This is a genomic window from Streptomyces sp. NBC_01352, from assembly GCF_036237295.1.
GTDB lineage: Bacteria > Actinomycetota > Actinomycetes > Streptomycetales > Streptomycetaceae > Streptomyces > Streptomyces plumbiresistens.
This window is the reverse complement of record NZ_CP108354.1, coordinates 4712707-4738161: the sequence shown is the minus strand read 5'-3', so window position 1 is coordinate 4738161 and position 25455 is coordinate 4712707. Positions and strand designations below refer to the sequence as shown.

The window sequence follows — 25455 nt, the reverse complement described above, 5'->3', positions numbered from 1 at the left end:
TGAAGGCCTCCGGCCCCAGGACCCCCGTATCAGACCCCATGACTTACAACCCTGAGAGGGATTGACGCATAGTGCTCGACGTCAACTTCTTCGACGAGCTCCGGATCGGTCTGGCCACCGCTGACGACATCCGTCAGTGGAGCCACGGCGAGGTCAAGAAGCCCGAGACCATCAACTACCGCACCCTCAAGCCCGAGAAGGACGGACTCTTCTGCGAGAAGATCTTCGGTCCGACCCGGGACTGGGAGTGCTACTGCGGCAAGTACAAGCGTGTCCGCTTCAAGGGCATCATCTGTGAGCGCTGTGGCGTCGAGGTCACTCGCGCCAAGGTGCGTCGTGAGCGGATGGGCCACATCGAACTGGCCGCGCCCGTCACGCACATCTGGTACTTCAAGGGCGTTCCGTCGCGGCTGGGCTACCTGCTCGACCTCGCCCCGAAGGACCTCGAGAAGGTCATCTACTTCGCGGCGTACATGATCACGTACGTCGACGAGGAGCGCCGCACCCGCGACCTGCCCTCCCTGGAGGCGCACGTCTCCGTCGAGCGGCAGCAGGTCGAGAACCGCCGGGACGCCGACCTGGAGGCCCGCGCCAAGAAGCTCGAGACCGACCTGGCCGAGCTGGAGGCCGAGGGCGCCAAGGCCGACGTGCGCCGCAAGGTGCGCGAAGGTGCCGAGCGGGAGATGAAGCAGCTGCGCGACCGTTCGCAGCGCGAGATCGACCGTCTCGACGAGGTGTGGACCCGGTTCAAGAACCTCAAGGTCCAGGACCTCGAGGGTGACGAGCTGCTCTACCGCGAGCTGCGTGACCGCTTCGGCACGTACTTCGACGGTTCGATGGGTGCCGCGGCGCTGCAGAAGCGCCTGGAGTCCTTCGACCTCGACGAAGAGGCCGAGCGGCTGCGCGAGATCATCCGTACCGGCAAGGGCCAGAAGAAGACCCGTGCGCTGAAGCGGCTGAAGGTCGTGTCTGCCTTCCTGCAGACCTCCAACAGCCCCAAGGGCATGGTCCTCGACTGCGTCCCGGTCATCCCGCCGGACCTTCGCCCGATGGTGCAGCTGGACGGTGGCCGCTTCGCGACCTCCGACCTGAACGACCTGTACCGCCGTGTGATCAACCGGAACAACCGCCTGAAGCGGCTTCTCGACCTCGGCGCGCCCGAGATCATCGTGAACAACGAGAAGCGCATGCTCCAGGAGGCCGTGGACGCCCTCTTCGACAACGGTCGTCGTGGTCGCCCGGTCACCGGTCCCGGCAACCGCCCGCTGAAGTCCCTGAGCGACATGCTCAAGGGCAAGCAGGGTCGTTTCCGTCAGAACCTGCTCGGCAAGCGCGTGGACTACTCCGCGCGTTCCGTGATCGTCGTCGGTCCGCAGCTGAAGCTGCACCAGTGTGGTCTGCCCAAGGCCATGGCGCTGGAGCTCTTCAAGCCGTTCGTGATGAAGCGCCTGGTCGACCTGAACCACGCGCAGAACATCAAGAGCGCCAAGCGGATGGTCGAGCGCGGCCGCACGGTCGTGTACGACGTCCTCGAAGAGGTCATCGCCGAGCACCCGGTTCTGCTGAACCGTGCGCCCACCCTGCACCGCCTGGGCATCCAGGCCTTCGAGCCGCAGCTGGTCGAGGGCAAGGCCATCCAGATCCACCCGCTCGTCTGCACCGCGTTCAACGCGGACTTCGACGGTGACCAGATGGCCGTGCACCTTCCGCTGTCCGCGGAGGCGCAGGCCGAGGCCCGCATCCTGATGCTGTCCTCGAACAACATCCTCAAGCCCGCCGACGGCCGTCCGGTGACGATGCCGACCCAGGACATGGTCCTCGGTCTGTTCTTCCTCACCACCGACGGTGAACTGCGTGACACCAAGGGCGAGGGCCGGTCCTTCGGCTCCACGGCCGAGGCGATCATGGCGTTCGACGCCGGCGAGCTCGCGCTGCAGTCGCCGATCGACATCCGCTTCCCGGTGGGCACCATCCCGCCGCGCGGCTGGACTCCGCCGGTGCGTGAGGAGGGCGAGCCCGAGTGGCAGCAGGGGGACACCTTCCGCCTGCGCACCACCCTGGGCCGCGCGCTCTTCAACGAGCTGCTGCCCGAGGACTACCCGTTCGTCGACTACTCGGTGGGCAAGAAGCAGCTCTCCGAGATCGTCAACGACCTGGCCGAGCGCTACCCCAAGGTCATCGTGGCGGCGACGCTCGACAACCTGAAGGCGGCCGGCTTCTTCTGGGCGACCCGTTCCGGTGTCACCGTGGCCATCTCCGACGTCGTCGTTCCCGAGGCGAAGAAGGAGATCGTCAAGGGCTACGAGGCGCTGGACGAGAAGGTCCAGAAGCAGTACGAGCGCGGTCTGATCACCAAGGAAGAGCGCACGCAGGAGCTCATCGCGATCTGGACCAAGGCGACCAACGAGGTCGCCGAGGCGATGAACGCGAACTTCCCCAAGACGAACCCCATCTTCATGATGGTTGACTCGGGTGCCCGAGGAAACATGATGCAGATGCGGCAGATCGCCGGTATGCGCGGTCTGGTGTCGAACGCGAAGAACGAGACCATCCCGCGTCCGATCAAGGCGTCCTTCCGTGAGGGCCTGTCCGTGCTGGAGTACTTCATCTCCACGCACGGTGCCCGTAAGGGTCTGGCGGACACCGCCCTGCGTACCGCCGACTCGGGTTACCTGACCCGTCGTCTGGTGGACGTCTCGCAGGACGTCATCATCCGCGAGGAGGACTGCGGCACCGAGCGCGGTCTGAAGCTGCGGATCGCCAACCGCGACGCCGACGGTGTGCTGCGCAAGACGGACGACGTCGAGACCAGCGTCTACGCCCGCATGCTCGCCGAGGACGTCGTCATCGACGGCAAGGTGATCGCGCCGGCCAACGTCGACCTCGGCGATGTCCTCATCGACCAGCTGGTGCGCCACGGTGTCGAGGAGGTCAAGACCCGCTCGATCCTGACCTGCGAGTCGCACGTCGGCACCTGTGCCATGTGCTACGGCCGCTCGCTGGCCACCGGCAAGCTGGTCGACATCGGTGAGGCGGTCGGCATCATCGCCGCCCAGTCCATCGGTGAGCCCGGTACCCAGCTGACGATGCGTACCTTCCACACCGGTGGTGTGGCCGGTGACGACATCACCCAGGGTCTGCCCCGTGTCGTCGAGCTCTTCGAGGCTCGTACGCCGAAGGGTGTCGCCCCGATCTCCGAGGCCCAGGGCCGCGTGCGGATCGAGGAGACCGAGAAGACCAAGAAGATCGTCGTCACCCCGGACGACGGCAGCGACGAGACGGCGTTCCCGATCTCGAAGCGTGCCCGACTCCTGGTCAGCGAGGGCGAGCACGTCGAGGTGGGCCAGAAGCTCACCGTGGGTGCCACCAACCCGCACGATGTGCTGCGCATTCTGGGTCAGCGCGCCGTCCAGGTCCACCTGGTCGGCGAGGTCCAGAAGGTCTACAACTCGCAGGGTGTGTCGATCCACGACAAGCACATCGAGATCATCATCCGGCAGATGCTGCGCCGCGTGACGATCATCGAGTCGGGCGACGCGGAGCTGCTGCCCGGCGAGCTGGTCGAGCGTTCGAAGTTCGAGACCGAGAACCGTCGTGTGGTCCAGGAGGGCGGTCACCCGGCCTCCGGTCGTCCGCAGCTGATGGGTATCACCAAGGCCTCGCTGGCGACCGAGTCGTGGCTGTCGGCGGCGTCCTTCCAGGAGACGACCAGGGTTCTGACGGACGCGGCGATCAACGCCAAGTCCGACTCCCTGATCGGCCTCAAGGAGAACGTCATCATCGGTAAGCTCATCCCGGCCGGTACGGGTCTGTCCCGCTACCGCAACATCCGGGTCGAGCCGACCGAGGAGGCCAAGGCCGCGATGTACTCGGCCGTCGGCTACGACGACATCGACTACTCGCCGTTCGGCACGGGCTCCGGCCAGGCCGTTCCGCTGGAGGACTACGACTACGGTCCGTACAACCAGTAGTAGTTGGTCCTGAGGTCCTGAGGTTCAGGGGTCCTGAGGGTCTGAGGTTCTGAAGGGCGGTCACCCCGTTTCGTACGGGGTGGCCGCCCTTCGGCCTGTTCAGCGTGCTGCCAGTTCCCAGGCCATGACGATCATGGTGGCTACGGCGGCCAGCGCGCCGATGCTGGCGAGCGGCCATCGGGAGTGCTCCAGGGCGTCCAACCGCTGTTCGTGATCGGCGAGTTGCTTGTCGGTCTGGTCGCTGCGCTGGACGAGGAGGGCGAGGGACCCGTCGACGCGGGCGAAACCGGCCTCGACGGTGCCGCGCAGGCGTTCCAGTTCGAGGGCGACGTCGTGCTGTTGCTGCTCCGGAGGCGTCATCCGGCACCCCCGGAGTCCGGGCCGGCTGTGCTTGCTGTGCTGTCTGTGCGCAGCCAGGCGGGAAGCAGGGTCTGGACGCCGGGTACGGCCATGACACGGGTCACGCCCGCGGCGACGGCGAGGGCGCCGGCCACCCAGGGGAGTGTCCTGGAGATGCCGGCGGCGTCGACGACCGTCGGCAGCAGGACGCACAGGCCGGCAGCGGTCTGGACAACGGTGCGGAGGGTCCGCTTGGCGGCCTCTGACATGGGGGCGGCCTCCTTTCTGTACGGGTCTCAGGGGCTGTACGGGACCTGCAGTGCCGCCCAGGACTTCGCGCCCGGCCACCCGTCGGCCGACGCGCCGGTGTAGCCGAGCTTTCGCTGCCACTTCGCGTACGACCGGCGGTCGGCCTCGGTCCACTGGGGGCCGGGGCCGTCGGTGTAGGCGGAGCAGCCGAGGGCGACCAGGCGCTTGCCCATCGCTGTGACGATCGGCGACCGGGGGTGCTTCCTGAACCAGGCGGCGCCGGGGAAGGGCTGGTATGTGGGCCTGGGGGCACTGGTCGGCTTCTTGCCGAGCCGGGTGGCGACCCTGGCCCGGAAGTCGGTCATCGTGAACCCGCGCGGGTCGATCTTCGCGCTGGTCCACTCCTTGTGTCCGATGACGGAGCCGGCGCTCCAGCCGTGGGCCCGGCACAGCGCGGCCGCCGCCCGGGCCGTCGCGTCCAGCTGGGCCTCGGGCCAGGGGTCCTTGCCGTCGCCGAGGTTGACGCACTCGAAGCCGTAGAAGTGCACGTTGCCGTCGGTGTCGTTCTCGTTGGGGGAGGGGAGAGGGGTGCGTTCGGCGACTACGGCGTTCAGTACGTCCCCGTCGCCGCTGCCGGCGTGGTTGGCGCGGCCGTTGCCGACCAGGTGAACCGTGCCGTCCTTGGCGATGACGCCGTGGCAGAGCGGGCCGGGGAGGTCGGAGCGGCCGTTGAAGCAGAGGTTGACGGTGGCGGCGGTGCCCGAGGTGACGGTGTGGTGGATGATCACGCCGTTGACCGGGCCCCAACTTCCCTTGTGGTTGCGGTTGTTGGTGTGCCAGCCAGGGTGTTCGACGACGGTGACGCCCTCGGCCCGTAGGGCGGAGACGAGGGCGTCGGCGGAGAGGGGTGTGGCCATGGGCTGCCTTTCAGGGGTGACGCGGGCATGAGAAAACCCCGGCCGGGAGCGGCTCGGGGTGGATGTGGCGGGGGGTGGGTCAGGTGGTTGCTGTCCCTGTCCCTGTCCCTGTCTCCGTGTCCGTGTCCGTGTCCGGATCCGGGGTGCTCGGGCTCGTCCACGTGGCGCACAGGGCCGCGTACTTCTCCGTGTTCGCCCGGAAGTCGACCAGTGCGGCGGCGACCGCCCGCTGCACGGCCGTCTGGTCCGGTACGACGGGGTCGGTGCCGGTCGGCTGGACGGTGACGCGGCCGCCGCCGCGCAGGACGGCGCCGCTGCCGTCGGTCTCGGAGAACTGGGCCGTGACGGTCACGGACGCGTGGCGTCCGGTGAGCGGGTCGGGGGCGATGATGCTGCTGAGGCTGGCGTCGGAGACGTTGACGTGGATCGCGTGACCGTCCTCGACGACCGTGGCGCGGCCCGCGTAGTCGATCGCGACGCCCCAGGGCTGGCTGGTGTCGATGTCCATGGGTTTCTCCGTGAGGGCTGAAAGGGCTGAGGGCTGAAGGGGCTTACGAGGTCTGGAGGCCGAACATCATTCGCGGCTGGGCGTAGACCGTGCCGGAGGTCGAGGTGACCCGGGCCTGGATCTCCACCTTGAGCAGCGAACCGAACGAGGCGTTGAAGTCGGCGGCGACGGCGCCGGTGTGGTCGAGGGACGTGGGCGCGGTGACGGCACCGGACCACTCGGCGTCGTTGATCAGGACGCGGACCTCGCCCGTGGCACCGGAGCTGACCGCCGTCGCGACGAAGATGCGCATCCGCGGCTGCCACAGCGGGTTCCAGGACCGGGCGACCGTCGACCAGTCCGTCAGAGTGGTGCGCGGCCAGCGGGCGTTGTCCAGGTCGGTCGGGAGTGCCATCGGGAGCCAGGGCCGGGCCAGGCCGCCGGTGTCGATGTCGTCGGAGAAGATCTCGCGGCCGTTGACGTCGTGGACCCGCAGCGGCTGCTGGGAGGTGCTGGTGCCGTCGCCGTTGTACATACTCAGCGCCAGCTTGCCGGTCTGGCGGCGGATCGCGAGGCCGAACTCGTCAGCCGTCCACTTGCCGACCCGGAACACCTCGGAGCTGTTGTCCGGGGTCCGTACGGAGATGTAACCGCCCGCGCCCGAGCCCTTGTTGAGCGCGGGCAGGCCGTTGACGGCGGTGGACAGCTGCTGGATGCGGCGTTCCATCTGGGTGAGCCGGTCGATGATGTCTTCGGGGAGCTGGGGCATCAGACCTCCTCCAGGTAGAGCTCGGCGGTGTCGGGGCGGCCGCGCTGGGCCGGGCTCACCTTGACGCCGATGATCCGGTACCGGGCGTCCAGGCCCTCGGCCCACCACTCGTCGGTGATGCGGATACGGACGGTTCGGCCGAGCAGGGCGGGCGGGACCAGGTCGTCGAGGCGGACGCTGATCTCCGGGATCACCACGGCCGCGGTGGCCGATGCCAGTTCGGCCTTGGCCAGCGAGTTCAGGGTGGCCTTGCTCGTGACCTCGGTGTGGTCGGAGGACAGGTCGATGCGCGGGTAGCCCGCCTTGGTGATCAGGTCGTCGGCGACCTGGATGTCGGAGCACTGCGGGCGGGACTCCGCGGCCTGGTTGTCGTTGACGGAGGCCCCGCGGGTCCGCGCGGTGGTGCCGCCACGGGTGGCGTCGCGCGGAAAGGAGTACGCCAGGATCGTGCCCGGCCGGTCCAACAGCAGGTCGGTGGTGCCGATCAGGATCTTCGGGTTGCCCAGGCGCAGCCGGCGCGTCCGTTCGCCGGTGGACGGGTCGCGGTAGACGGCGATGTGGTGCTCGAAGCCGTTGTCCACGGCGGCGAGCGCGTCGAGCGCCTCCAGGTAGACGGTCTCGTCCCCGTCGCGGTAGGAGACGGTGCGGGTCTGCGTGGAGGTCTCGTCGCCGGACGTGACGCCGATGTCGCCGCCGGCCTCGGTGGGCTCGGCTTCGGCGTCGACGGTCCCGGTCTGGAGGTGCCGCCAGAGCTTGCGGGCCACCTCCAGCTGGTCCTCATCGGTGAACGCGAGGTCCTTGCGGATGCGGCGGCGGCCCGCGTACGACTCGAAGGTGGCCGCCTGGATGCCGAGGGTGAGGACGCCCCGGGTGTCGCTCTGCAGGGTGGACGTCCAGATGATGCCGCCCCACCACAGGTCGTTGCCGCGCTGGAGGTACACCGAGGTGCGGCCCTCTTCGATGCGGCGGGCGCGGGCGGCCATCTCGGCGTTGGGGAGGGGGACGGTGCCGGAGAGGGAACCGGCCTTGCCTATGTAGTCGTCGACGGTGACGTCTCGTAGGGGCAGGATGTCGATGGTGTGGTCGGTGAGCAGGTCGCAGAAGATCGCCCGGTAGGGCGTGTTGATCGTGCTCATGAGGCGGCCTCGTAGGTGGCGGTGCCCCGGACGGCGTGCGAGGCGGCCCAGGTCCAGGGCGACAGGGAGTCCGCGGTGCCCTGGTTGGGACCGGCGATCGTGGCGGCGTCGACCCGGCCCGTGCCGATGTTCAACTCGAAGGTGTTGGTCGTGGCGAGGTAGATCCGGCCCATCAGGCGGGCGGCGTTGGTGGCGGACAGCTCGGCGAAACCGATGACGGGGTGGGCCGCGGAAGCGGGCACAGGCAGCGAGAACCGCCAGTTGTCCGCGGTGGTGGGACTGGTGCCGAAGTTGGTGGTGGTGCCGAACTGGATCGAGAAGTTGAGGTGCACGGTCGTACCGGACTTGAGGTAACGGCAGTTGACGGTGGCGTTGCCGTACGACGGTGTGGCGCTCCCGGTGCCGGTCGTCCAGTTCGGCGTCCAGCTCTGCCAGGTCGGCAGGGCCGGGTAGTCGGCCCAGGCGCTGCCGGTCCAGCGCTGCAACTGGCCATTTATGTCGCGGTACTGGCCGGGGTAGGAGCCGATCGCGGTGTCGGACGTGACCGACAGGATGCCGCCGACGGCGACCGTCGGGGTACGGCGGTCGGCGAGGACGGAGGACCAGGCGAGACCGCCGCCGCCCGCACTCGCGCCCTTGGCCACGGTGACCTGGTACAGCGGGATCGCGAGGGCGGGTACGGGCTCGGCGGCCGGGGTGGCGGCCGGGGTGCCCGGGATGATCTCGACGACGGCCTCGGTACGGTCCTGGCCGTCGTACGCGTGGTCGTACACCCGCAGCACGACCAGGTCGATCCGGTCGTACAGGGCGTCGCCGTCGGCGAAGGTCAGGGGCAGGTACCCGGTCAGGGCGACCGGGTAGGCGCCCTGGGTGTCGGTGCCCTGGAGGACCGCGCGGCCGGGGCTGACGCTCACGGTCATGGTGTTCGGGGTGCCGGTCAGGGTGAATCCGGAGATCCGCCACTGGCCGTCGGGGGAGCCTGGCAGGATGCCGGAGCGGGTGGCGACGGCCGAGGTCGGAGTGAGGGCGCCGAGCGAGACGAGCCGGGTGTCCTCGCGGGACTGGCCGTCCGGGGACAGCCAGCCTGAGCGTACGGGCATGGGGAACTCCCTTTCTGGGGCAGGTCAGTTGGGCGGGTCTGTGGGCCGGGTCAGTTGGCCGGGTCAGTTGGCTGGTTCGACGCGCATGAAGATGTTGTCGAACCAGCAGGTCACGGCCGCGTCGCTGGAGCGGTGCATGGCGGTCGCCGTGTAGCTCGTGCCCGGGGTGAGCGCGCCCAGCCGCCACACTGTGGAGGCCGACGAGTAGACGGTGCCGCCGTGGGAGACGCAGTACTCGTCGTTCGCGCTCGACACGACGGTGCCGCCCTGGGTGACCTGCGCGGCCATGAACGCCGTGGCGGTGGTGCTGCTCTGCGTCAGCATGCGCGCGCCGAAGTGGAGCAGTACGGCGCCGGTGGTCGGGGCGGTGAAGGCGAGGGTGAGCGCGGTGACGGTGGATTCCGTGAGCGCGGCCGTGTAGGTCGTCGACGTGGTGTAGCCGGAGTCCAGGGACGACGCGAACGGCGGCGGCGTGATCGCCGACTGCCATGCGGAGCCGTTCCAGCGTTGCAGGACGCCGAGGGAGGAGTCGCGGTACTGGCCGGTGTAACTGCCTGTGGTGACCGTGCCGGTCGGCGCGATGCCGCCGAGCGCCTTCGGGTATCTGACCCACTCGGTGCCGTTCCAGCGCTGGAGGAAACCCGAGTTGTCGTTGTCCTGGTACTGACCGGGGTAGCTGCCGGCCGCTGTCGCGTTGTTGTAGACCGGGAGGATGCCGCCGGCCGAGACCAGCGTGGTGCGCAGGTCGGTGGTGGAGGTGGTCCAGGGGATGCCGCCGGTCCCCGCGCTGGTTCCGGCCGGGACGGAGACCCGGAACAGCGGGAGCGCCAGGTCCGGGGTGGTCGGTGCGACGGGGGCGGCGGCCGGGGTGCCCTGGACGATCTCGACGACTGCCTCGGTGCGGCCGGAGCCGTCGTAGGCGTCGTCGTACACGCGCAGCACGAGCAGGTCGATGCGGCCGTGCTGGGCGTCGCCGTCGGCGAAGGTCACCGTGATGTCCTCGTCGAGGGCGACCGGGTAGGCACCCTGGGTGGTGGTGCCCTGGATGACGGCCCTGCCGTGGAAGACGACGGCGGTCATCGTGCCGGCATTGCCGCTCATCCACAGGCCGCCCACCCGGTACTGGCCGTCGTACGTGCCCGGCAGGATGCCCGAGCGGGACTGGAGGGGGCCGGCCGGGGTGGTGGCGCCGAGAGCGGTGTGGCGGGTGGCCTGGCGGGTCTGGCCGGTGGGGGACAGCCAGCCGGAGTGCAGTGTCATGGTCAGCGAGCCCTTCGATTGGTCTGCTGGCTGTGTCCGCTCAGGAGGGTGAGGCGGCTTCGTAGGTGCCGTGGATGGACAGGACGTCCCCCAAGGCCCAGGCGAAGGGCAGCGACCTGTCCCAGAGGCCGGTGTTGGTGGCCAGGGCGTCGCGCACCGAGCGGACGAATCCGCCGTTGGTCGCCGCCAGCAGGGCGGAGCCCTGGTGGAGCAGTGATTCCGAGGAGTCGAACGCCTCCGCGTTCAGAACGCGCCCGTCCAGCTTCCAGGCGGGGGTGGCGACCGGGGCGGTCGGCAGCGAGAACGTCCAGTTGGCGTTGGCGTCCTGGGCGGCCAGGTTGGTCGTCGAACCGATCTTCAGGTAGATCCGGACGTGCACGACCGTGCTGATCTTCATGTACGACCCGGCGAGCGTCCCGTTGCCGATCGTGGGCGCCGGGCCGTTCTCGGCACCCCAGACCGGCGTGTAGTCGACCCAGCTCGGCACCGGCTGGTACGACACCCACGTCGTGCCGTTCCAGCGCTGTAGCAGCCCCGAGGACGAATCCCGGTACTGCCCGGTGTAGCTCGCCGTGGTGACCGCACCGGCCGGGGCGATCCCGCCCAGCGCGCTCGGGTACGACACCCACGCCGAGCCGTCCCAGCGCTGCAGCGTGCCGCCGGAGTCCCGGTACTGGCCGGGGTACGCGCCGTTGCCGGTGTCGCCGTACGCCGGGAGGATGCCGCCGAGCGCGACGACGGACGTCCGCAGGTCCTCGGCGTCGTTGTTCCAGTTGACGCCGCCGGTACCGGCGCTGACGCCGGCCCGCACGGTGACCCGGTAGATCGGCAGCGCGATGTCCGGGAGCGGAGGGTCGACGGGGGTGGCGGACGGAGTGCCCTTGATGATCTCGACGGCGGCCTTCGTGAAGCCGGAGTCGTCGTACAGGTCGTCGTAGATGCGGAGTACGACGAGGTCGATCCGGGCGTTGGAGGCGTCGCCGTCGGCGAAGGTGAGGGACAGCGACTCGGGGAGCGTGACCGGGTAGGCGCCCTGGTTGTTCTCGGCCTGGATGACCGCCCGGCCCTCGTACACGGTCGCCTTCATGGTGCCGGCGCCGCCCTCCATCCAGAAGCCGGAGACTCGGTGCTGGCCGCTGTAGGAGCCGGGCAGGATGCCGGAGCGGACCCCGACGGGGTTGCTCGGCGTGGTCGCGCCGAGCTGGGTGAGGCGGGTGTCCTCGCGGGTCTGGCCGGTCTCGGCCACCCATGAGCTGCGCAGGTTCACGAGTGTTCTCCTCTGGGGTGGGGCACGGGGTGGGGCACGTGGGGCATGGGGTGATTCACGGCCCGGGTCACCATTCGGCGTCGCGCCAGCGGACGGTCATCCGGGCGCCGGTGTCGTACGTGTCCGGCCGGAACGCCAGCTGGGCGCGGCCCGGTTCGAAGGCGAACAGCTCCTCGGGACTGCTGTCCGCGGCCGCGGTGTGGCGGCGCGAGGCGGTGCCGTTGAGGGTGACCGTGCCGGCCGCGGTGTCGACGACCAGCTCGTCACCGGCGGCGAGGGTGATGTCGTAGCGCAGGCGGCGGGCGGAAGTGCGGTCGGTGACGGTCGGGTTGGCGCACGGACCGTTGAAGATGAGCACCGGGTGCGTGGGCGCCGAGCCGGTGTTGTCGGCGTTGACGTCTCCGGTGGAGGCCGTCTGACCCCAGTACAGCGGCCAGGTCAGCGGCCAGGTGAGGCCGCTCTCCGGCTGCGGGGCGCCGGTGACGGCGGCCTGCTCGTCGACGGCGTAGCGGCGCGGGTCGGTGGCGTACCACTGCACGGACGCCTTGGAGACGCCCTGGGTGGTGTACGTCCGGTCGGCGGCCAGCACGCGCTGGCTGACCCGGGCCCGCACGGCCAGCGTCTCGCCGTGCAGCCGAACGGCGAGCCAGCGCTCGGCGTCGCCGAGCAGGAGGGCCTGGCGCAGGACGCGCATCGCGGCGAGGGAGGACTCGGTGCCGCTCTCCGCCGGTACGGTCCACAGGGTGCCGCCGACCTTGCGGGGCTTGGCGTAGCGGGTGCCCGGCCAGGCGCCGTGCGCGGTGGGGTGGTCGGCGTCGGAGCTGTCGTACTCGGGCAGGTCCTCCCAGCCGCTGAGGCCGCCGCGGTCGATCTCGTACGGGGTGCCGGGGCCGAGCAGCAGTCCGGCCCACTGCATCTGCCCGTCGCGGGTGATGAGTGAGCCGGGGGGAACGTCCTCGGCGTATGCGGTTGTGGTTATGTCGGCCATCGGGCCGTCACCTCACTACTCTCGTCGCTCTCGGGTTCAGGTCCTCGCGGGTGCTCATGCGTGGCGTTGTGCTCATGCGTGTGCCGACGCGAGGAAGAGGAGGTCTTCGGCGGTGCCCCGGGCGCCGGCGCCCGCACTCTCGTGGAACTCCTTGATGTTGTGCGGGAGTTGGGACCGGGACCGGGACCGGGTTCGCCGGGCGAGTGTCTGCTGCCGTTCCAGGTTGGTGAGCGGCAGCACCCGGCCCGCACGGCGGGAGGCACCGGGGACCGCGACGCCGCCCTCCGCGAGCATCGGGATCTTGTCCAGGTCGATGCCGAACTTCTTGCCGAAGAGGGAGAAGCTCAGGGAGTTGAGCCCGTCGACGACCCAGTTGCAGAACGCGATCAGCCCGTTGACCGGTCCCTTGATGACACCGGCGACGGTCTGGGCGCCGGTCGTGACGAACTGCCCCATCGCACGCAGGGTGTTGGACATCGCCTCCTTGATCCGGGTGAACATCCGGGGGATGTCCTTGGTGATCCAGGTCAGCGCCGGCCTGACCGCGTTCTTGAAGCCGCGCCAGATCGACGACACCCTGCCGCTGAGCGCACGGGTGTCGCCGGTGGTGAGTGCCCTGAGGGCGGCGAATGCGGTGCCGAGGAGCGTGCTGATGACGGAGATCGCGGTGGTGATGAGGGTGAGGTAGGCGGTGGCGTATGTGTTCACCGCGCTCGCGATCGCCTTGAGCAGCGGCGTCATGACGGTCAGGTAGCCCTCGACGTACTTCAGGACGAGCGTGGCGAGCTGCTCCATGAGGCGCTGACCGGTCTCGGAGTTCATCGCCAGGTCAAGGAGCCAGGCGGCGACCGGGAGGAGCAGGCCGGTGACGAAACCGATGGGGTTGGCGCGGGTCAGGGCGTTGATGACGAGCATGACGCCGGAGCCGATGGTCATGGCGGTGCCGAAGGCGCCCATCAGGTCGCCGACGATTCCGGCGACGTCGATGAGACCGGCGGCCAGGGCCAGGATGCCGCCGGCGGCGGACGTGAGCCTGCCGAGGGCCTTCGTGGAGCGTTTGGCTTCGCTGCCGACCGCCTTGATGCCGGGTGCGGCGGTGGTGGCGGTCTGCCCGGTCCTGGTGACGGAGCGGGCGGCGGCGTCGGCGTTCGTCTTGACCTGGCGCAGGGCGGTGGCGCCCTGGTCGGCGGCGGGACGGATGCGGTCCACGGCGGTGGCGGCGCCCTTGATCCGGTCGGTGAGGGTGCGGAGGGTGGACTGGGTCTGCGTCACCCTCGTACGGAAGGAACCTAGGACCGGCGCGACCCCGGCGAACGGGTTGACCGGCAGGGGCAGGCCGCCCGCCGATATCGAGGCGGCACTCATCCGCGGGCCTTCGCCAGGAACATCAGGGCGTCGGCGGTGCGCTGGGGGCTGCCGGCCTCGGCCGCGTAGTAGTGCTCGATGTGCAGCGCGCCGTGTGCTCCGGCCGCGCCGGCGTAGGCCGGGCCCTGTGCGGCGGCGCGCCTGAGCAGCCGGTCCAGCTTGCTGAGCGGCAGTACGGCTTCCGCCTCACCGGCCTCTGCGAGGATCGCCGGTACACCGCCGGAGCGAGGCATGACGACACCGCCGGCCGCGAGGGCGGGGATCCTCGGCAGGCTGACGCCGAAGGTCTTGCCGCCGACCTTCGGGACCCAGCCCGGGATCGACACCTTGATGCCGTTGAGGGCGCCGATCGCGGAGTTGATGATGCCGATGACGGCGTTGATCGGGCCCTTGACGGCGCTCTTGATGCCGTCGAAGGCGCGGCCCGCGATGCCCTTGAGGCCGCCCCAGACGCTGGACAGCCTGTCCTTGACGGCGCGGAAGGCGTTCGGGATCGCGGACCTGATCCAGTTCACGACCGGTGAAATGACGGCCTTGATGCCCTTCCAGACGCTGGAGACGACCGTCTTGATGGCCTTCAGCGCCGTGCTGATGACCTTCTTCCAGATAGCGACGTAGGTCTTGATGACAGTGGCGACGGCCTTGACGACCGCCGAGATCGCCTTCTTGATCCCGCTCCAGACCGACTTGATCAGCTTCGCGGCGTTCTTCATGATCGGCCCGATGGCCTTCATGACGCTGCTGATCACGGACTTGATGGCGCCGAAGGCCGCCTTGAGGACCTTCTGCATGGTCTTCGACTTGGTCGCCATCTCGACGACCTTCTCGATGAGCGGCATGAGCAGGTCCATGAGCATGCCGAAGAAGTTGCCCTTCATCGACTTGTTCATCTTGTCCTGGCCCTTGGCCGCCTTGGTCGCCCCCGACTCGTACTTGCCGAGGTTCTTGCCGGCGGTGGAGCCGGTTTTGCCTGCCTTGGATATGGACTTCTCGGCTTGGTCGGAGGCCTTCTTGAGGTCCTTGAGCTCCTTTTCGGAGCTCTGGGCGGCGGTCTTGAGGGCCTTGAGCTGGGTTGCCCCTGCCTTGCCGGCGTTTCCGACACCCTTCGCCGCCGACTCGGCGCCGGACGCCTTCGACTTGAAGTCCTGCAGGGATCCGGACGCCTGCTTCAGTGAACTAACGAGACTCATGGCACACCTCCTTCGGGCGGAACGGGGTCATCTGGCGGCGGGGGCGGTGGCGCCGCCGCCGATGGCGCCCGCGGCGGTGTTGGACGCGGTGGCCAGCTCCAGGAACGTCTGGCGCAGAGTGCCGGCGTCCCGGTTGAGGTCCTTGGCGGCGTCAGCGATTTTCTTGAAGGCCTGCGGCTTGGGGAGTTTCTCGGGGTCGTAATGCTGGAGCTTTCCATTGAGCTCGCCGATGGCCGTGGCTACTTCCTTGATGTCCTCGGCGGGGTTTGGGGTGAGCTTGGCCTTGAGGTCTCCCACCGCCTTGGCGATCTTCTTGATCTGCGCTGGGGATTTCATCGCCCTGATTTCGGAGTTATAGCTATTGACTTCCGGAGTGAGAGTGTTGAGTGCGGACTGGAGGGCGCTGAGTCTTTCGGGCGTGACGTTCGTGGGGTTGATGGAGACAGCCTGGCCGGCCTCCGTCGCTTCGCGTGTCTGGAATGCCGGAGTGCCTCTCTGCGGGTCGACGCTGACGATTTTCCCTGTAACCTTCTCGACCAGCAGGTTCAGAAGCTTTCCGTAGTTGAGGACCCGGTCCTTCAACAAGGCCAGGGTTGCGCCGACGAAGATGATGACCACGGTGAATGTGTCCAACTGCTTGAAGGCTTCGAAGATCTCCTTCAGGTGGAGCGCCTCCATGAGGGCTTCCCAGCGGGTTTTCTGCTCATCCTTTCCTTTCTTGACGGCATCGACAATCTCCTTCTTGCCTTTCTCGAACTCTCCGTCGGTCAGCTGGTTCCCTGATTTTACATGCGTGTTCAGTGTGGTATTCACTGCACTGATGTCAGCCTTGAGCTCAGCGATCTTCTCAAGAGTTTCAGTGTCCGAAGTGCTGGCCATATTCACCTCGTTTAATTGGTGGAGAGGGTTGACCCTCTTGATTTGCCGATGCTAGATTCGCGTCGCCAGTCAAGCGAGAATGGGTGGGGTGCCGTGGAAAATTCGACCGTCGGCTTCGTCGTCGCAGGCCTCCTTGTGATGGCCGGCTTCGCTGCCATGATTATTCAATCCACTACATTTCTGACATATCACCGTCTGCGAAATCTGGTGCGGCATGGAGTCGAGGGTGAGGCGGTCTCCACGACGCACGATTATTACGGCGGGGGAAGATACCGAGTCCGCTACGAAGTTCTCCTGCTCGAAGGTGAGCCGCGGGCCGAGTTCCGCGAGGTCCAGAGGGATCAGCCGAGCCCCGGCATGGTGGTCCCAGTGGTATACGACAGAAGAAAGCCGCGTCGTGCAAAGACTGGATTCCTGAAGGACATCGACTACCGCGCCGAGAGGATCCTCGTGTTCATCCTCGGGTACGGCGGTCTGGCGATGTTCGTAGCGGGAATCTTGCTGCTGACCATGGTCTGAGGGTTGTTACGCCGCCCAAAGGCGTCGCGGTGAACGCTGGCTCAGCCTCGATTTTTGATGACGGTCCGCCGACGGAGTCGGCGGACTGTTTCGCTTTGTGAAGCTGGGTGATGGGCCCCCGGTAGGCCGAAGCCGTCTCGGGTGGATGCCGGGTTCCGCTGCTGCGGGACGGGGGGTGCCGTCGTTGGGACAGAGAAGCGGCTGGTAAACCGGGGGTCGGTCTCGGGCGAGCTGGTCGAGGGCAGCGGTGATGTGACTGGTAAGGGCGAGCTTCGGCAGCGGACGCAGGTGTTACCGCTGCTGTGGATGAGAGTGCCGCTCCGGTCTGACGCCTGAGTGCCCTCTGACGCAGCCCCCTCCTTGAGGCCGGGCGACAGCTCGCGTCGGTGTTGTCGCGAGTGATGGTGATCGACCGTGTCTGGAGCGAGGCGCTCAAACTGCCGGCCGGGGGTTGCGTCTCGTCGAGGCCTTGGCGCGTCGGTGGGGGTGGCACATCGGACGGGCTTCGACGAGAAGCAGGTCTGGTGCACCTTTGCGCTCACGTCCGGCGCCGCCCTCGCGGGATCGGCGGATCCGTGCCACCCCCGGACCCGGTGAGCGGTTACGAGGACCGTCGGCCCGGGCGTGCCCGCCGCGCCTCCGTCAGCGCGTCCGTCCAGCCGGCGGCGTAGGCGCGGGACTCCCGGGTGAGCAGCTCCTCGTACACCTGGTCGAGCAGGGCCTCGCGGCTGGGGGCGGGGGCGCGCAGGAGGTGGGCGAGGCGGGTGTAGGTGTCCGTCGGCTGCTGCGGGTGGTTGCTCGTGCCAGTCGTCGCCATTTCGGCCTGCTTTCCGGTGTGTCCGCTGGGCTGGTGGTACAGGTGGCGCCTCGGGGCGTTCGAAACGCGTTGTTCGAACTAGTGTACGAGTGATCCCGCGGTGCCGTCCCGTGTTTGCCGAGGCGGCTCCGTCGTGCGTGGTCCGGACCTGCGGCGATGCGGGATCCGGTGAAAGTTCTGTCAGGTTGGTGGAGTAGGATCCGGCCGTTCTTCCGTCGGTGAATGAAGTGTGAATAAACGGGCTCCACAGGAAGCTGAGGGCCCGGCAGACGACGGCGACGGCCGCCGATGGCCGTCCTCGCGCCGGGGGGGTGCGAAGGGGCAGGCGACGAGAGCAAGGCCTACTGGGTGGATGCGGACGCGAGCAACGCGCGGCACGAGCATGTGATCGACTGGCTGGAACAGTTCGCCGATCTGCCGCATCTCATCGCCAGAGTCTCCGAACTCGTCCACCGTCTCGGCTACGACGCCCAGGACCTCATCGTCCTGCCCCGGGGCGAACTCGACCGGCGTGAACTGGGCGCCTACAGCGCGGCCTGGGCGGACGTGGTGGCCGAGCAGATGCCGGGGATACGGCGGGCCTACGAGGAGCGGATCACCGCCGCGTACTTCGAGGGTCACGAAGACGCCCGCACCGGCCGCCGGCCGCGCCGGACCGGACGGCCCGGGGACGAGCGGGGCGAGCGGGGCGGAGAGGTCATTCCGCTGCCGTATCTCCAGCTCCTGCGTCCCCCTTCGGAAGTGACGCGGGTAGAGGAGAAGGGCGAGCGGGAGCGGTCGGTGGCCGACGAGAAGGAACAGTCGCCCGAGCCCGAGCCTGAGCCTGAGCCCGAGCCCGAGCTTGAACCCGGCCCCGGCCCCGGCTCCGGCCCGGTCAGCGTGCCCGCCGCCGACATCCTGCTCTCCGCGCGTGACGTGCGGGAGGCGCGCCCGGCGGTCGAGCGGCGGCCGGTGGTGCGGCGTAACGGGCGGCCCAGCGTGCCCCCGCTGAAACGTGCCGCCGACACCGGGGCGTTACGGGACAAGAATCGCCGCCAGCAGGATCAGCCCGATCCGCAAGTGCCCCGGGACGAGGACCGCCCCCGGCTCTCGGACAAGGCCCGGGTCCTCGCCGACGAGCTGGAGGGCAAGGGCAGGACCTCGGGCCGGGGTCGGGATGAGAACGACGAACAGACGCCGCCTCGTTGAATCGGGGCTCCGCCCCGACCGGGGTGAAGAATCAGGCGAAGAATCGGGCCAGTTGGACCGCGGACGGCGTCGAACCGTCCCCGTCCCCGTCCCCGTCCCCGGGTGTCCTTCGACCGTCGACCGGCGACCGCTCCGGCCCTGCCTCTCCTTCTTCCCGTTCCTTCCCCGCATCCTCTTCCTCCGCCGCGTCGCCCGGGCGCGGGACCGGCACCGGAGGCTCCGGCTGGTCACCGTCCTCGGACGAGTTGACACACATGAACATCCAGTTGGCGGCGGCCAGATGGTCCACCGTCGCCGCCAGCAGATGGTCGGTCACCGACCACTCGGCGGCCTCACCGTGCAGGTCCCGGTTCAGGGCACTGTCGCGCGGCAGGTGTTTGACGAGCACCGCGAGCCGGCGGGAGGAGAGCCGGTCGCGGTGCCAGTCGAGCAGGTCGATGCCGTAGTAGCGGAGCAGGTCCGCCTCCAGGGCCTCGGCGTGTTCGTCTACGAACCCGACGAGGCTCAGCCTTCCCCCAGGCCGAGCCCCGTCTCCTTGCCGTAGGCCTCCAGGATGGCGGCGATGTCCTGCATGGTGATCTCGTACCGCTCGAAGCGGGCGAACTGCTGCTCACCCATGAGCAGGCCGAGCAGCCCGTCCACGTCGTTGTCGTCGAGCTTGCGCAGGGCTCGGGCGGTGGCCCGGGTCAGCTCGGTGGGCAGGGTGAAGGTCTCGCCGTCGAGTTCGAACGACCAGGTGCGGCCGAGGGCTTCGAGGCGCTGGGCGCGGGCTGCGTTGACGTCGAATCGGGCCATGGTGAGGCGTACTCCTTGGAGTTCTTGAAGACCGGAGTCCTTGAAGACCGCGGACAGAAGGCTGAAGGCGGCTGAACGGTGTGAGGGTCCAGGGTGAGGGCCCGGGGTGGGGCGGATCGGCGTCCGCCCCACCCCGGTGGGTCAGGCCGCCGCGTACGAGGCGTCCTTCATCACGAAGCTGGCGAGCGCCGAGCCGTCGGCGGACGCCATCGCCGTGTAGGTGATGCCGAGCTGGGCCGCGGACTTGCGGGCCAGCTTGATGTCGTCCGCCGCCGTGACCTGGCCGCGCGGGATTCCGAAGCGGTAGGTCACGGTGGTGCCGTCGCTCGCCCGGACGTCCGTGAACTCCAGGCCGAGGGCGCGTACGTCGGCGTACGGACGGTCGGCGATGTCGTACTTGTAGACGCCCGTGGAGCCGGTGACGGCCTCGACCGTGCCGCCGCCCATGAAGAACGGCAGCGTGTCCTCGTTGAACTGCATCAGCGAGAACTTGAGGGTCAGGTCGCGGTCCGAGTACACGAAGTGCACCGGGCTGACGGCCTGCCACACGTCGACCGGCTCCAGCTTGTCCTTCTTGCTGAAGGTGACGCCCTCACCGGAGGTGAAGCCGAGGTTCTTCCAGCCGGTCGCCCAGTCGGTGGCGGTGTCGGTGGAGAAGGTCGTCGGGACGTCGGTGTCGGCGGTGGCGACATAGAGGCGGCCTACACCGGCGATGCGGATCTCGGAGGAGTTGGTTCCTGCCATGGTGGTGGTTCTCCTTGTTCATATGGGTTCATACAGGTTCGTATGGGTGGGTTGTCGTGCCCGAGTGGTGGTCCGGGCACGACGAAGGCCCCGCCGGGGTGGCGAGGCCTTCGGTCTGTGGGGAGTGGAGCGTCTGTCAGTAGACGTCCACGTACACCTTCATCACGGTGACGTAGCGGTTGGCCGCCGAGTAGAGGTAGTCGGGCAGCCAGCGCGGGCCGTCCTGTTCCTCCACCTCCGTGACGAGGCTGGTGCCGTACCGGGTGTTGGCCATCGCCAGTACGGCCTGGCGGGCGTCGTTGGCCAGGACGTGTGCGGCCTGCTTGGTCGGGCCGTACACCTCCAGCTCGATCAGCGGCTGGTCGACGTGGAGCTCGCCGACCCAGGCGCCGCCGCGGCGGTTGACGAAGACGGCGGCGGCCGTGCCGTCGAAGCCCGACGGTGCCTGGACGTCGACGATCGCGCCGGAGAGCCTTGAGTCGTCCTCCAGGACGTCGACGATCATGGCCTCGACGTCGGGGAAGGTGCTCGGGGGAGTGGGTGTGGTCATGCCGGGTCACCTCGGGGAGCGTTGGGAAGGCGGTGTGGCGCCCTGCGGGCACAGCTCCGCCGCTGCACCAACTGTGACAGAGGTGCGTGCGCGCACGCAACTAAATCCGGAGACCTGTTGTGGGGGAAGGGAAGGCGAAGGGGGGGGTATGAGGTGGGGGGCGCTGCGGGTGCGTGAGGGCTTGTCGCGCTCACGCGGTGGAGCCGCGCATCGATACAGTCCCGCGCCCCTGAAGAAAGGGGCGCTGAGGCGCACATGGGCGTTCAGGAGTGCCGGAACTCGCCGCCCCCGTGCAGGTGCACCCGTCGGCCCACGGGTGTCCTCTGTGGCGCGTCCGGCATCAGGGAGAGGGTCAGTCGGCGGTCGCGGCCGCGTCCGCCAGCTGGCGGGGCTCCTCGTGGTCGCGCTCCATGGCCGGTACGTCGTTCGGCAGGAACTGCTCCACCACGCGGACGAACATCTCCCTTCGGTCGGCCGGTACTCCGAGCAGGTCGGCGACCTCCTCCAGGGTGGGGCGGCGGCCGAACTCCGCGCCGGGCGTGGGGGAGGTCAAGTGGTCGCCGGGGTCGGTCAGTTCCTCGGCGGTCAGTCGGCCGGAGCGGATGAGCATGTCGCGGACCGGCACGCCCAGGGCGCGGGCGAGCCGGCGTGTGGTCTCGAGGTCCGGCATGCTCTGGCGCTGCAGCAGGCGGGTGACGGCGGCGCGATGGACTCCCGCCTCGTCCGCGATGCGTGACTTGCCGCCGCCGCGTGGGCTGTCGATGTCGTAGCCGCGGTCGCGCATCAGGTGCTCGACCCAAGCGGCGAACGCGTCCAGATCCTGGCTGGTCATCTGAGGGCTCGCTTTCCTGTGGAGTGCGGCAAGTTTAGCTTGCTTGCGCGCGCGGAATTACGTGCTCTCGCGCAAGCACTGAGGAAGATCGGTGTGAGGAGGGGGGATTCGGTGGAGGTGATGTCCGACTGATCCGGATCTCCCGATTCCGCCGAAAGGGTCGCTGGCATATTTGTTGCGGGCGCGCACGCAATCTGTCACTCTGGGCGACCCTTGCATCACACCCGCCACACTGGGAGGCCCCCATGTCCGTCACCGGTTCGTGTCCACCGCCCCGTCCGGGCGCCTGGCAGACCGCGGCCGCCTGCGTCGGGCTCCCGCCCGGAGTCGTCTTCTCGAAGAAGGTCAAGGAGGCCGCACCCGCGCTGCGGGCCTGCGCCGGCTGCCCGGTGCGGCGCAAGTGCGAGGAGGCCGTCGCTCCGGCCGACAACTGGTTCGACGGAGTCTGCGGCGGCCGCCTGTGGCGACGCGGTCGCCCCGTGGAGATTCCGGCGCACTTCCTGCCGGTCGTGCAGGGTCGGCCCCGCGGAGGCTCCGTTGTCTGATCAGTGCCCGACGCCTGACCGTCGTACGGCTGCCGCCCCCGATTCGACTCCCGCCGACCGCCCCACCGACAACGCCCGCCTCTGGATCGGCATGCTCCTCCACCAATTCCCCGAGCTCTCCACCGAACTCGCCCCCGGCCGCACCACCCCGGCCCACCGCCCTGCCGGACCACCACCCCCGGCAGGCCTCGCCGACCGCCTCCGCGAGGAGCGTGCCGAGGCTCTGCTCCTCCAGCAGACGCATGGACTCGTCGCCCCCGGCCACAGCGCGGCACCCCTGCGCCTGCACATCTCCGACACCATCCGTGACATCACCGACGGCGTGATCGAACTGGAGGAGGCGGTGCGCGACCGCCTCGGTCTGACCCGGGCCCGCCGCGCGACCGTGCCCGAGCGGCTGCGCCGTATCGCCGCCCTGCTCGACGGCGTCGCCGCCGACCCCGTGCTCGCCGCGCACGTGAGGGACGAGACCCGCCGCATGGCACGGCGTTGCGCCCGCGCCCTGGGGGACACCGAGACCGTCGTCCGTGTCTCCGGACGCTGCCCCTGGTGCGACTCCGTCTCGCTGCGGGCCTTCCCGGACCGCGCGGCCGTCCTCTGCGTCAACCCGGCCTGCCGTTGCTCGGCACCCGACTGCGGCTGCCACGACGATCCGGCCTACCGGCACACCTGGAACGAGGGGGAGTGGAACCACCGATGAGGACCGACCTGCCGACGCTCATCCCCGGCCCCCTCGCCGCCCAGGAGGCCGGTGTCGCCCCCGCGACCATCCGCAAGTGGGTCCAGCTCGGCCGTCTCACGGCGGCGGGCAAGGTGGGGCGCGCCCAACTCTTCCGCCTTGAGGACGTGTTCGCCGCGGAGCGCGCGGCGGCCCGCGCCACCACCCGAAGACGGGTGCGCTGAGCTGTCGCGCCGGCGGCCTCGCTACTCGCTGTTCCTTCCCGATTCCTGTCTGCCGAAGGCGGTCACCTGGGCGTCACCTGAGCGGTGGCCGCCTTCGGCGTCCGCCGCCCCGTAAAGAAGAAGTGAGCTCCATAACAAGTCCATGAAGAACGTGCGTGGGGCAAGTAAGGGCCGGTTAAGGTGCGCTGAAAGTAGTTGAATGAGACATCTGCTCGTTGCGTGTGCACGTGTTCGCGACGGGCTTCCGGTTTCCCGTGGTGCGCAGAGGGGGCCCGTGTCGCAGGACACGCGCCGAAGCGCCGCCGCGGTCGGGCAAGGGGGCCCGCCCGGAGTGATGTCCAGTGTGTTCAAGTCCCTGGGGGGGACTCCTTGAGATCGCTGTCCATCGTCATACCCGCGCTCAACGAGGCCGAGAACCTGCCCGCGGTGCTGGCGTCCATCCCGCGGGTCGAGCTGATGGAGGCGGGGTGGGCGACGGAGGTCATCGTCGTCGACAACGCTTCCACCGACGACACCGCCGAAGTCGCCCGGTCGCTGGGCGCCACCGTCGTCTCGCAGCCCAGGCGCGGGTACGGCAATGCCTACATCGCCGGGTTCGACGCGGCGACGGGCGATGTCATCGCCACAGGTGACGCCGACTGCACCTACCCGTTCGACGCGCTGCCGCACCTGCTGCACATCCTGGACGCCAGGAACGTGGAGTTCATGACCACGAACCGGCTCGGCCGGGAGAACCGGCACGCCATGAAGCCCTCGCACACCATCGCCAACCACGCGCTGAGCGGCCTCAGCAGGGCGCTGTTCCGCAACGGCCTGCGCGACTCGCAGTCCGGGATGTGGATCTTCCAGCGGCACGTGTGGACCGGGATCGACGTCCGCTCGCCCGGCATGGCGTTCTCCCAGGAGATCAAGAACGCGGCGACCCGGGCCGGTTTCCGCTGCCTGGAGGTGCCCATCGAGTACCGGGTGCGCGGCGGCGAGGTCAAGCTGAACGCGCTGCCGGACGGGGTGGCCAACCTGCGCCAGCTGTTCGAACACAAGCTCCGGGACAATCGTTTCCGCACCACGCCCGCCCGCATGGTCCCCGCTGCCGAGGCGGCCCGGGCCAACGCCGCGGCGGAGCGGGCCGCGCAGGCCGCCGAACAGGCCGCGGCTCTCGTCGCGGAGCTCGCCGCCCGCGCCGCCCTGCCGACTCCGCGCGCGGTCGAAGACGCATCCCTGGAACTGGCGTGAGTACTCGGCGGTGCGTGGCCCGCTTCCGCGCGGGGCGATCCCTGGAATGGGGATGTCTTGTCGTCCATTAAGGTGCACCGCATGTCGACAGAATTCGAACAAGGTGAAGGGCCTGGGAAAGTCGGGCATTTCACCTCTCGTCGTAGGGTGCTGAGGGCGCTGTGGGCCGCCCCCGCCCTCGTCGCGCTGGGCAGTGGATGCTCGGCGGACACCGGCACCGCCTCGCCCGAGGCCACGGACTCGTCCAAGTCGCCGTACGAACTGCCCTCGGCGGTCGCGCAGGCCGAGGGGGCGCGTACGAAGCCCCTGGACTTCGGGCTCGCCTACAGCGACACCCTGCCGTGGATGAACGACGCGGATCTCGCCCAGGCGCTCGACGACGCCGTCGACCTGGGTGTCACCTGGATCCGCGCCGACCTGTCCTGGACGAACATCCAGCCCGACGGTGAGTCGCAGTACCTGTGGGAGCGTTTCGACCGGGTGGCCCGCGCCGCGCAGCAGCGTGACCTGAAGGTGCTCGCCACCCTCGGCTACACCCCACAGTGGTCCCGCGACCTCGCGTGCGCGTCCGAGGGCGCGACCTGCCCTCCCGCGAGCAACGCCCGCTTCGCCCAGTTCGTCGGCGAGGCGGTGAGTCGCTACTCGGAGATGGGCGTGCACACCTGGCAGATCTGGAACGAGCCCAACATCAGCGGCTTCTGGGCGGGTGGCGCCGACCCGGAGCGCTACGCGGAGATGGTCAAGGAGACCTCCAAGGCCATCCGCGCCGCCGACCCCGACTCCTTCGTCCTGCTGGCCGGCCTCGCCAATGCCGCCACCACCACCAGCAGACGTCAGACCCCCGCCGATTTCCTGGACAACGTGCTGGAGCGCGGCGTCGGCGACCATGTGGACGGGATCAGCTTCCAGGCGTTCTCCCACGGCATGCTGCTCAGCACGAAGACCGGTGACAGTCCCTACGAGCAGGTCACCGGCGTCCGCCGAAGCCTGACCGCGGTCCTCGCCCGGCACGAGAAGACCGATCTGGAGATCTGGCTCACCGAGACGGGCGCCCCGACCGACGGCAGGGGCGCGGTCGCCGACAGAGAGCGGCCCGGCGTGGAGACCAGCCATGTCACCCTCGCCCATCAGGCGCGGATCGCCACCGACATGATCAAGGCGGCGGACGAACTCACCCCGGTCACCAAGGTGTTCTGGTACGGACACCGCGACGTCAAGACTCCCGAGGCGAACGCGGGCACATGGGCTTACTACGGGCTCATCGACTACGCCGGCGAGCGCAAGCCGTCGTTCGACGCCTATCGGGACGCGATCGCGGCATATCGGGCCAAGGACTGACGGCCGATGACCCGGGCGGGGGAACCGGGCCCGGGCGGGCCGTTCACACGATCGCTGCCGCCCGTACCACCGGG

The 25455-nt window shown here is 69.0% G+C and carries 27 protein-coding genes; 8 read left to right on the top strand and 19 right to left on the bottom strand.

Annotation, left to right across the window (positions count from 1 at the left end; all coding sequences use genetic code 11):
• Positions 1 to 71: 71 nt before the first annotated feature.
• Positions 72 to 3971 (top strand): DNA-directed RNA polymerase subunit beta', encoded by a 3900-nt coding sequence (locus OG252_RS21870; RefSeq protein ID WP_266435118.1) that lies wholly within the window; start codon positions 72 to 74, stop codon positions 3969 to 3971.
• A 99-nt stretch (positions 3972 to 4070) separates the two neighbouring features.
• Here OG252_RS21870 and OG252_RS21865 read toward each other — a convergent pair whose 3' ends face one another.
• The 13 genes from OG252_RS21865 to OG252_RS21805 all read right to left on the bottom strand — a co-directional run bounded on the left by OG252_RS21865 (position 4071) and on the right by OG252_RS21805 (position 15917).
• Positions 4071 to 4331 carry a hypothetical protein gene (locus tag OG252_RS21865; RefSeq protein WP_266435116.1) on the bottom strand — a complete coding sequence of 87 codons (261 nt, stop codon included), beginning with the start codon at positions 4329 to 4331 and terminating at the stop codon, positions 4071 to 4073.
• Positions 4328 to 4579, bottom strand: coding sequence for a hypothetical protein (locus OG252_RS21860; protein WP_329338083.1), 252 nt, complete (start codon positions 4577 to 4579; stop codon positions 4328 to 4330). The genes OG252_RS21865 and OG252_RS21860 overlap by 4 nt, the downstream gene beginning before the upstream one ends.
• Positions 4580 to 4606: 27 nt before the next feature.
• Positions 4607 to 5476 (bottom strand): peptidoglycan-binding protein, encoded by an 870-nt coding sequence (locus tag OG252_RS21855; protein ID WP_329338081.1) that lies wholly within the window; start codon positions 5474 to 5476, stop codon positions 4607 to 4609.
• Between the two features lie 79 nt (positions 5477 to 5555).
• Entirely contained in the window at positions 5556 to 5984 is a 429-nt protein-coding gene (locus OG252_RS21850; RefSeq protein WP_329338079.1) for an ATP-binding protein, read from the bottom strand.
• A gap of 43 nt (positions 5985 to 6027) precedes the next feature.
• Positions 6028 to 6732 (bottom strand): hypothetical protein, encoded by a 705-nt coding sequence (locus OG252_RS21845; protein ID WP_266435107.1) that lies wholly within the window; start codon positions 6730 to 6732, stop codon positions 6028 to 6030.
• On the bottom strand, positions 6732 to 7868 hold the full coding sequence (locus OG252_RS21840) for a hypothetical protein (RefSeq protein ID WP_329338077.1): 1137 nt from the start codon (positions 7866 to 7868) through the stop codon (positions 6732 to 6734). Before OG252_RS21840 ends, OG252_RS21845 begins: the two co-directional genes overlap by 1 nt.
• A complete protein-coding gene (locus OG252_RS21835; RefSeq protein WP_329338075.1) occupies positions 7865 to 8968 on the bottom strand; it encodes a hypothetical protein in 1104 nt (367 codons plus the stop codon). The genes OG252_RS21840 and OG252_RS21835 overlap by 4 nt, the downstream gene beginning before the upstream one ends.
• 63 nt (positions 8969 to 9031) lie before the next feature.
• Positions 9032 to 10228, bottom strand: coding sequence for a hypothetical protein (locus OG252_RS21830; protein WP_266435101.1), 1197 nt, complete (start codon positions 10226 to 10228; stop codon positions 9032 to 9034).
• A gap of 40 nt (positions 10229 to 10268) precedes the next feature.
• Entirely contained in the window at positions 10269 to 11495 is a 1227-nt protein-coding gene (locus OG252_RS21825; RefSeq protein WP_329338073.1) for a hypothetical protein, read from the bottom strand.
• A gap of 67 nt (positions 11496 to 11562) precedes the next feature.
• Positions 11563 to 12483, bottom strand: coding sequence for a phage distal tail protein (locus tag OG252_RS21820; protein WP_329338071.1), 921 nt, complete (start codon positions 12481 to 12483; stop codon positions 11563 to 11565).
• A 72-nt stretch (positions 12484 to 12555) separates the two neighbouring features.
• Entirely contained in the window at positions 12556 to 13848 is a 1293-nt protein-coding gene (locus tag OG252_RS21815; RefSeq protein WP_329338069.1) for a tape-measure protein, read from the bottom strand.
• Positions 13845 to 15038, bottom strand: coding sequence for a phage tail protein (locus tag OG252_RS21810; protein WP_329338066.1), 1194 nt, complete (start codon positions 15036 to 15038; stop codon positions 13845 to 13847). The genes OG252_RS21815 and OG252_RS21810 overlap by 4 nt, the downstream gene beginning before the upstream one ends.
• 27 nt (positions 15039 to 15065) lie before the next feature.
• Positions 15066 to 15917 (bottom strand): hypothetical protein, encoded by an 852-nt coding sequence (locus tag OG252_RS21805; RefSeq protein ID WP_329338064.1) that lies wholly within the window; start codon positions 15915 to 15917, stop codon positions 15066 to 15068.
• Positions 15918 to 16010: 93 nt separating this feature from the next.
• On the opposite strand from OG252_RS21805, the gene OG252_RS21800 reads away from it, so the two are divergent.
• Positions 16011 to 16436: a DUF3592 domain-containing protein gene (locus OG252_RS21800; RefSeq protein ID WP_266435088.1), complete on the top strand. Its 426-nt coding sequence runs from the start codon at positions 16011 to 16013 to the stop codon at positions 16434 to 16436.
• Between the two features lie 601 nt (positions 16437 to 17037).
• On the opposite strand, the gene OG252_RS21795 is transcribed toward OG252_RS21800, so the two are convergent.
• Positions 17038 to 17253: a hypothetical protein gene (locus OG252_RS21795; RefSeq protein WP_266435086.1), complete on the bottom strand. Its 216-nt coding sequence runs from the start codon at positions 17251 to 17253 to the stop codon at positions 17038 to 17040.
• 348 nt (positions 17254 to 17601) lie between these two features.
• Between OG252_RS21795 and OG252_RS21790 the strand changes: the two genes are divergently transcribed.
• Positions 17602 to 18441, top strand: coding sequence for a hypothetical protein (locus OG252_RS21790; protein WP_329338060.1), 840 nt, complete (start codon positions 17602 to 17604; stop codon positions 18439 to 18441).
• A gap of 31 nt (positions 18442 to 18472) precedes the next feature.
• Here the strand turns inward: OG252_RS21790 and OG252_RS21785 are convergent, their stop codons facing one another.
• The 5 genes from OG252_RS21785 to OG252_RS21765 form a co-directional block, all read right to left on the bottom strand.
• On the bottom strand, positions 18473 to 18829 hold the full coding sequence (locus OG252_RS21785; RefSeq protein WP_443068421.1) for a hypothetical protein: 357 nt from the start codon (positions 18827 to 18829) through the stop codon (positions 18473 to 18475).
• Between the two features lie 116 nt (positions 18830 to 18945).
• The gene (locus OG252_RS21780) at positions 18946 to 19236 is read right to left on the bottom strand and encodes a hypothetical protein (protein WP_266435082.1); all 291 of its coding nucleotides are present in this window, start codon (positions 19234 to 19236) and stop codon (positions 18946 to 18948) included.
• 141 nt (positions 19237 to 19377) lie between these two features.
• Positions 19378 to 19980, bottom strand: coding sequence for a phage tail tube protein (locus OG252_RS21775; protein WP_266435080.1), 603 nt, complete (start codon positions 19978 to 19980; stop codon positions 19378 to 19380).
• Between the two features lie 136 nt (positions 19981 to 20116).
• Positions 20117 to 20530, bottom strand: coding sequence for a hypothetical protein (locus OG252_RS21770; RefSeq protein WP_266435078.1), 414 nt, complete (start codon positions 20528 to 20530; stop codon positions 20117 to 20119).
• A gap of 352 nt (positions 20531 to 20882) precedes the next feature.
• A complete protein-coding gene (locus tag OG252_RS21765; protein ID WP_266435076.1) occupies positions 20883 to 21362 on the bottom strand; it encodes a helix-turn-helix domain-containing protein in 480 nt (159 codons plus the stop codon).
• 245 nt (positions 21363 to 21607) lie between these two features.
• Here OG252_RS21765 and OG252_RS21760 point away from each other — a divergent pair, with 245 nt between their 5' ends.
• From OG252_RS21760 to OG252_RS21740, 5 genes are all read left to right on the top strand, one after another.
• Positions 21608 to 21907: a WhiB family transcriptional regulator gene (locus OG252_RS21760; protein ID WP_266435074.1), complete on the top strand. Its 300-nt coding sequence runs from the start codon at positions 21608 to 21610 to the stop codon at positions 21905 to 21907.
• Positions 21900 to 22607 (top strand): hypothetical protein, encoded by a 708-nt coding sequence (locus tag OG252_RS21755; protein WP_443068420.1) that lies wholly within the window; start codon positions 21900 to 21902, stop codon positions 22605 to 22607. The genes OG252_RS21760 and OG252_RS21755 overlap by 8 nt, the downstream gene beginning before the upstream one ends.
• Complete coding sequence (locus OG252_RS21750) at positions 22604 to 22810, top strand: hypothetical protein (protein ID WP_329338056.1); 207 nt, start codon at positions 22604 to 22606, stop codon at positions 22808 to 22810. Before OG252_RS21755 ends, OG252_RS21750 begins: the two co-directional genes overlap by 4 nt.
• A 369-nt stretch (positions 22811 to 23179) precedes the next feature.
• On the top strand, positions 23180 to 24043 hold the full coding sequence (locus tag OG252_RS21745) for a glycosyltransferase family 2 protein (RefSeq protein ID WP_329338054.1): 864 nt from the start codon (positions 23180 to 23182) through the stop codon (positions 24041 to 24043).
• A 147-nt stretch (positions 24044 to 24190) separates the two neighbouring features.
• Entirely contained in the window at positions 24191 to 25381 is a 1191-nt protein-coding gene (locus OG252_RS21740) for a cellulase family glycosylhydrolase (protein ID WP_329338052.1), read from the top strand.
• Positions 25382 to 25455 lie beyond the last annotated feature (74 nt).

Excerpts from the sequence above, each read along its gene's own strand:
- OG252_RS21865 (WP_266435116.1), bottom strand. The coding sequence starts at position 4,331 with ATGACGCCTCCGGAGCAGCAACAGCACGACGTCGCCCTCGAACTGGAA.
- OG252_RS21860 (WP_329338083.1), bottom strand. The coding sequence starts at position 4,579 with ATGTCAGAGGCCGCCAAGCGGACCCTCCGCACCGTTGTCCAGACCGCT.
- OG252_RS21855 (WP_329338081.1), bottom strand. The coding sequence starts at position 5,476 with ATGGCCACACCCCTCTCCGCCGACGCCCTCGTCTCCGCCCTACGGGCC.
- OG252_RS21850 (WP_329338079.1), bottom strand. The coding sequence starts at position 5,984 with ATGGACATCGACACCAGCCAGCCCTGGGGCGTCGCGATCGACTACGCG.
- OG252_RS21845 (WP_266435107.1), bottom strand. The coding sequence starts at position 6,732 with ATGCCCCAGCTCCCCGAAGACATCATCGACCGGCTCACCCAGATGGAA.
- OG252_RS21840 (WP_329338077.1), bottom strand. The coding sequence starts at position 7,868 with ATGAGCACGATCAACACGCCCTACCGGGCGATCTTCTGCGACCTGCTC.
- OG252_RS21835 (WP_329338075.1), bottom strand. The coding sequence starts at position 8,968 with ATGCCCGTACGCTCAGGCTGGCTGTCCCCGGACGGCCAGTCCCGCGAG.
- OG252_RS21830 (WP_266435101.1), bottom strand. The coding sequence starts at position 10,228 with ATGACACTGCACTCCGGCTGGCTGTCCCCCACCGGCCAGACCCGCCAG.
- OG252_RS21820 (WP_329338071.1), bottom strand. The coding sequence starts at position 12,483 with ATGGCCGACATAACCACAACCGCATACGCCGAGGACGTTCCCCCCGGC.
- OG252_RS21815 (WP_329338069.1), bottom strand. The coding sequence starts at position 13,848 with ATGAGTGCCGCCTCGATATCGGCGGGCGGCCTGCCCCTGCCGGTCAAC.
- OG252_RS21810 (WP_329338066.1), bottom strand. The coding sequence starts at position 15,038 with ATGAGTCTCGTTAGTTCACTGAAGCAGGCGTCCGGATCCCTGCAGGAC.
- OG252_RS21805 (WP_329338064.1), bottom strand. The coding sequence starts at position 15,917 with ATGGCCAGCACTTCGGACACTGAAACTCTTGAGAAGATCGCTGAGCTC.
- OG252_RS21795 (WP_266435086.1), bottom strand. The coding sequence starts at position 17,253 with ATGGCGACGACTGGCACGAGCAACCACCCGCAGCAGCCGACGGACACC.
- OG252_RS21780 (WP_266435082.1), bottom strand. The coding sequence starts at position 19,236 with ATGGCCCGATTCGACGTCAACGCAGCCCGCGCCCAGCGCCTCGAAGCC.
- OG252_RS21775 (WP_266435080.1), bottom strand. The coding sequence starts at position 19,980 with ATGGCAGGAACCAACTCCTCCGAGATCCGCATCGCCGGTGTAGGCCGC.
- OG252_RS21770 (WP_266435078.1), bottom strand. The coding sequence starts at position 20,530 with ATGACCACACCCACTCCCCCGAGCACCTTCCCCGACGTCGAGGCCATG.
- OG252_RS21765 (WP_266435076.1), bottom strand. The coding sequence starts at position 21,362 with ATGACCAGCCAGGATCTGGACGCGTTCGCCGCTTGGGTCGAGCACCTG.
- OG252_RS21760 (WP_266435074.1), top strand. The coding sequence starts at position 21,608 with ATGTCCGTCACCGGTTCGTGTCCACCGCCCCGTCCGGGCGCCTGGCAG.
- OG252_RS21750 (WP_329338056.1), top strand. The coding sequence starts at position 22,604 with ATGAGGACCGACCTGCCGACGCTCATCCCCGGCCCCCTCGCCGCCCAG.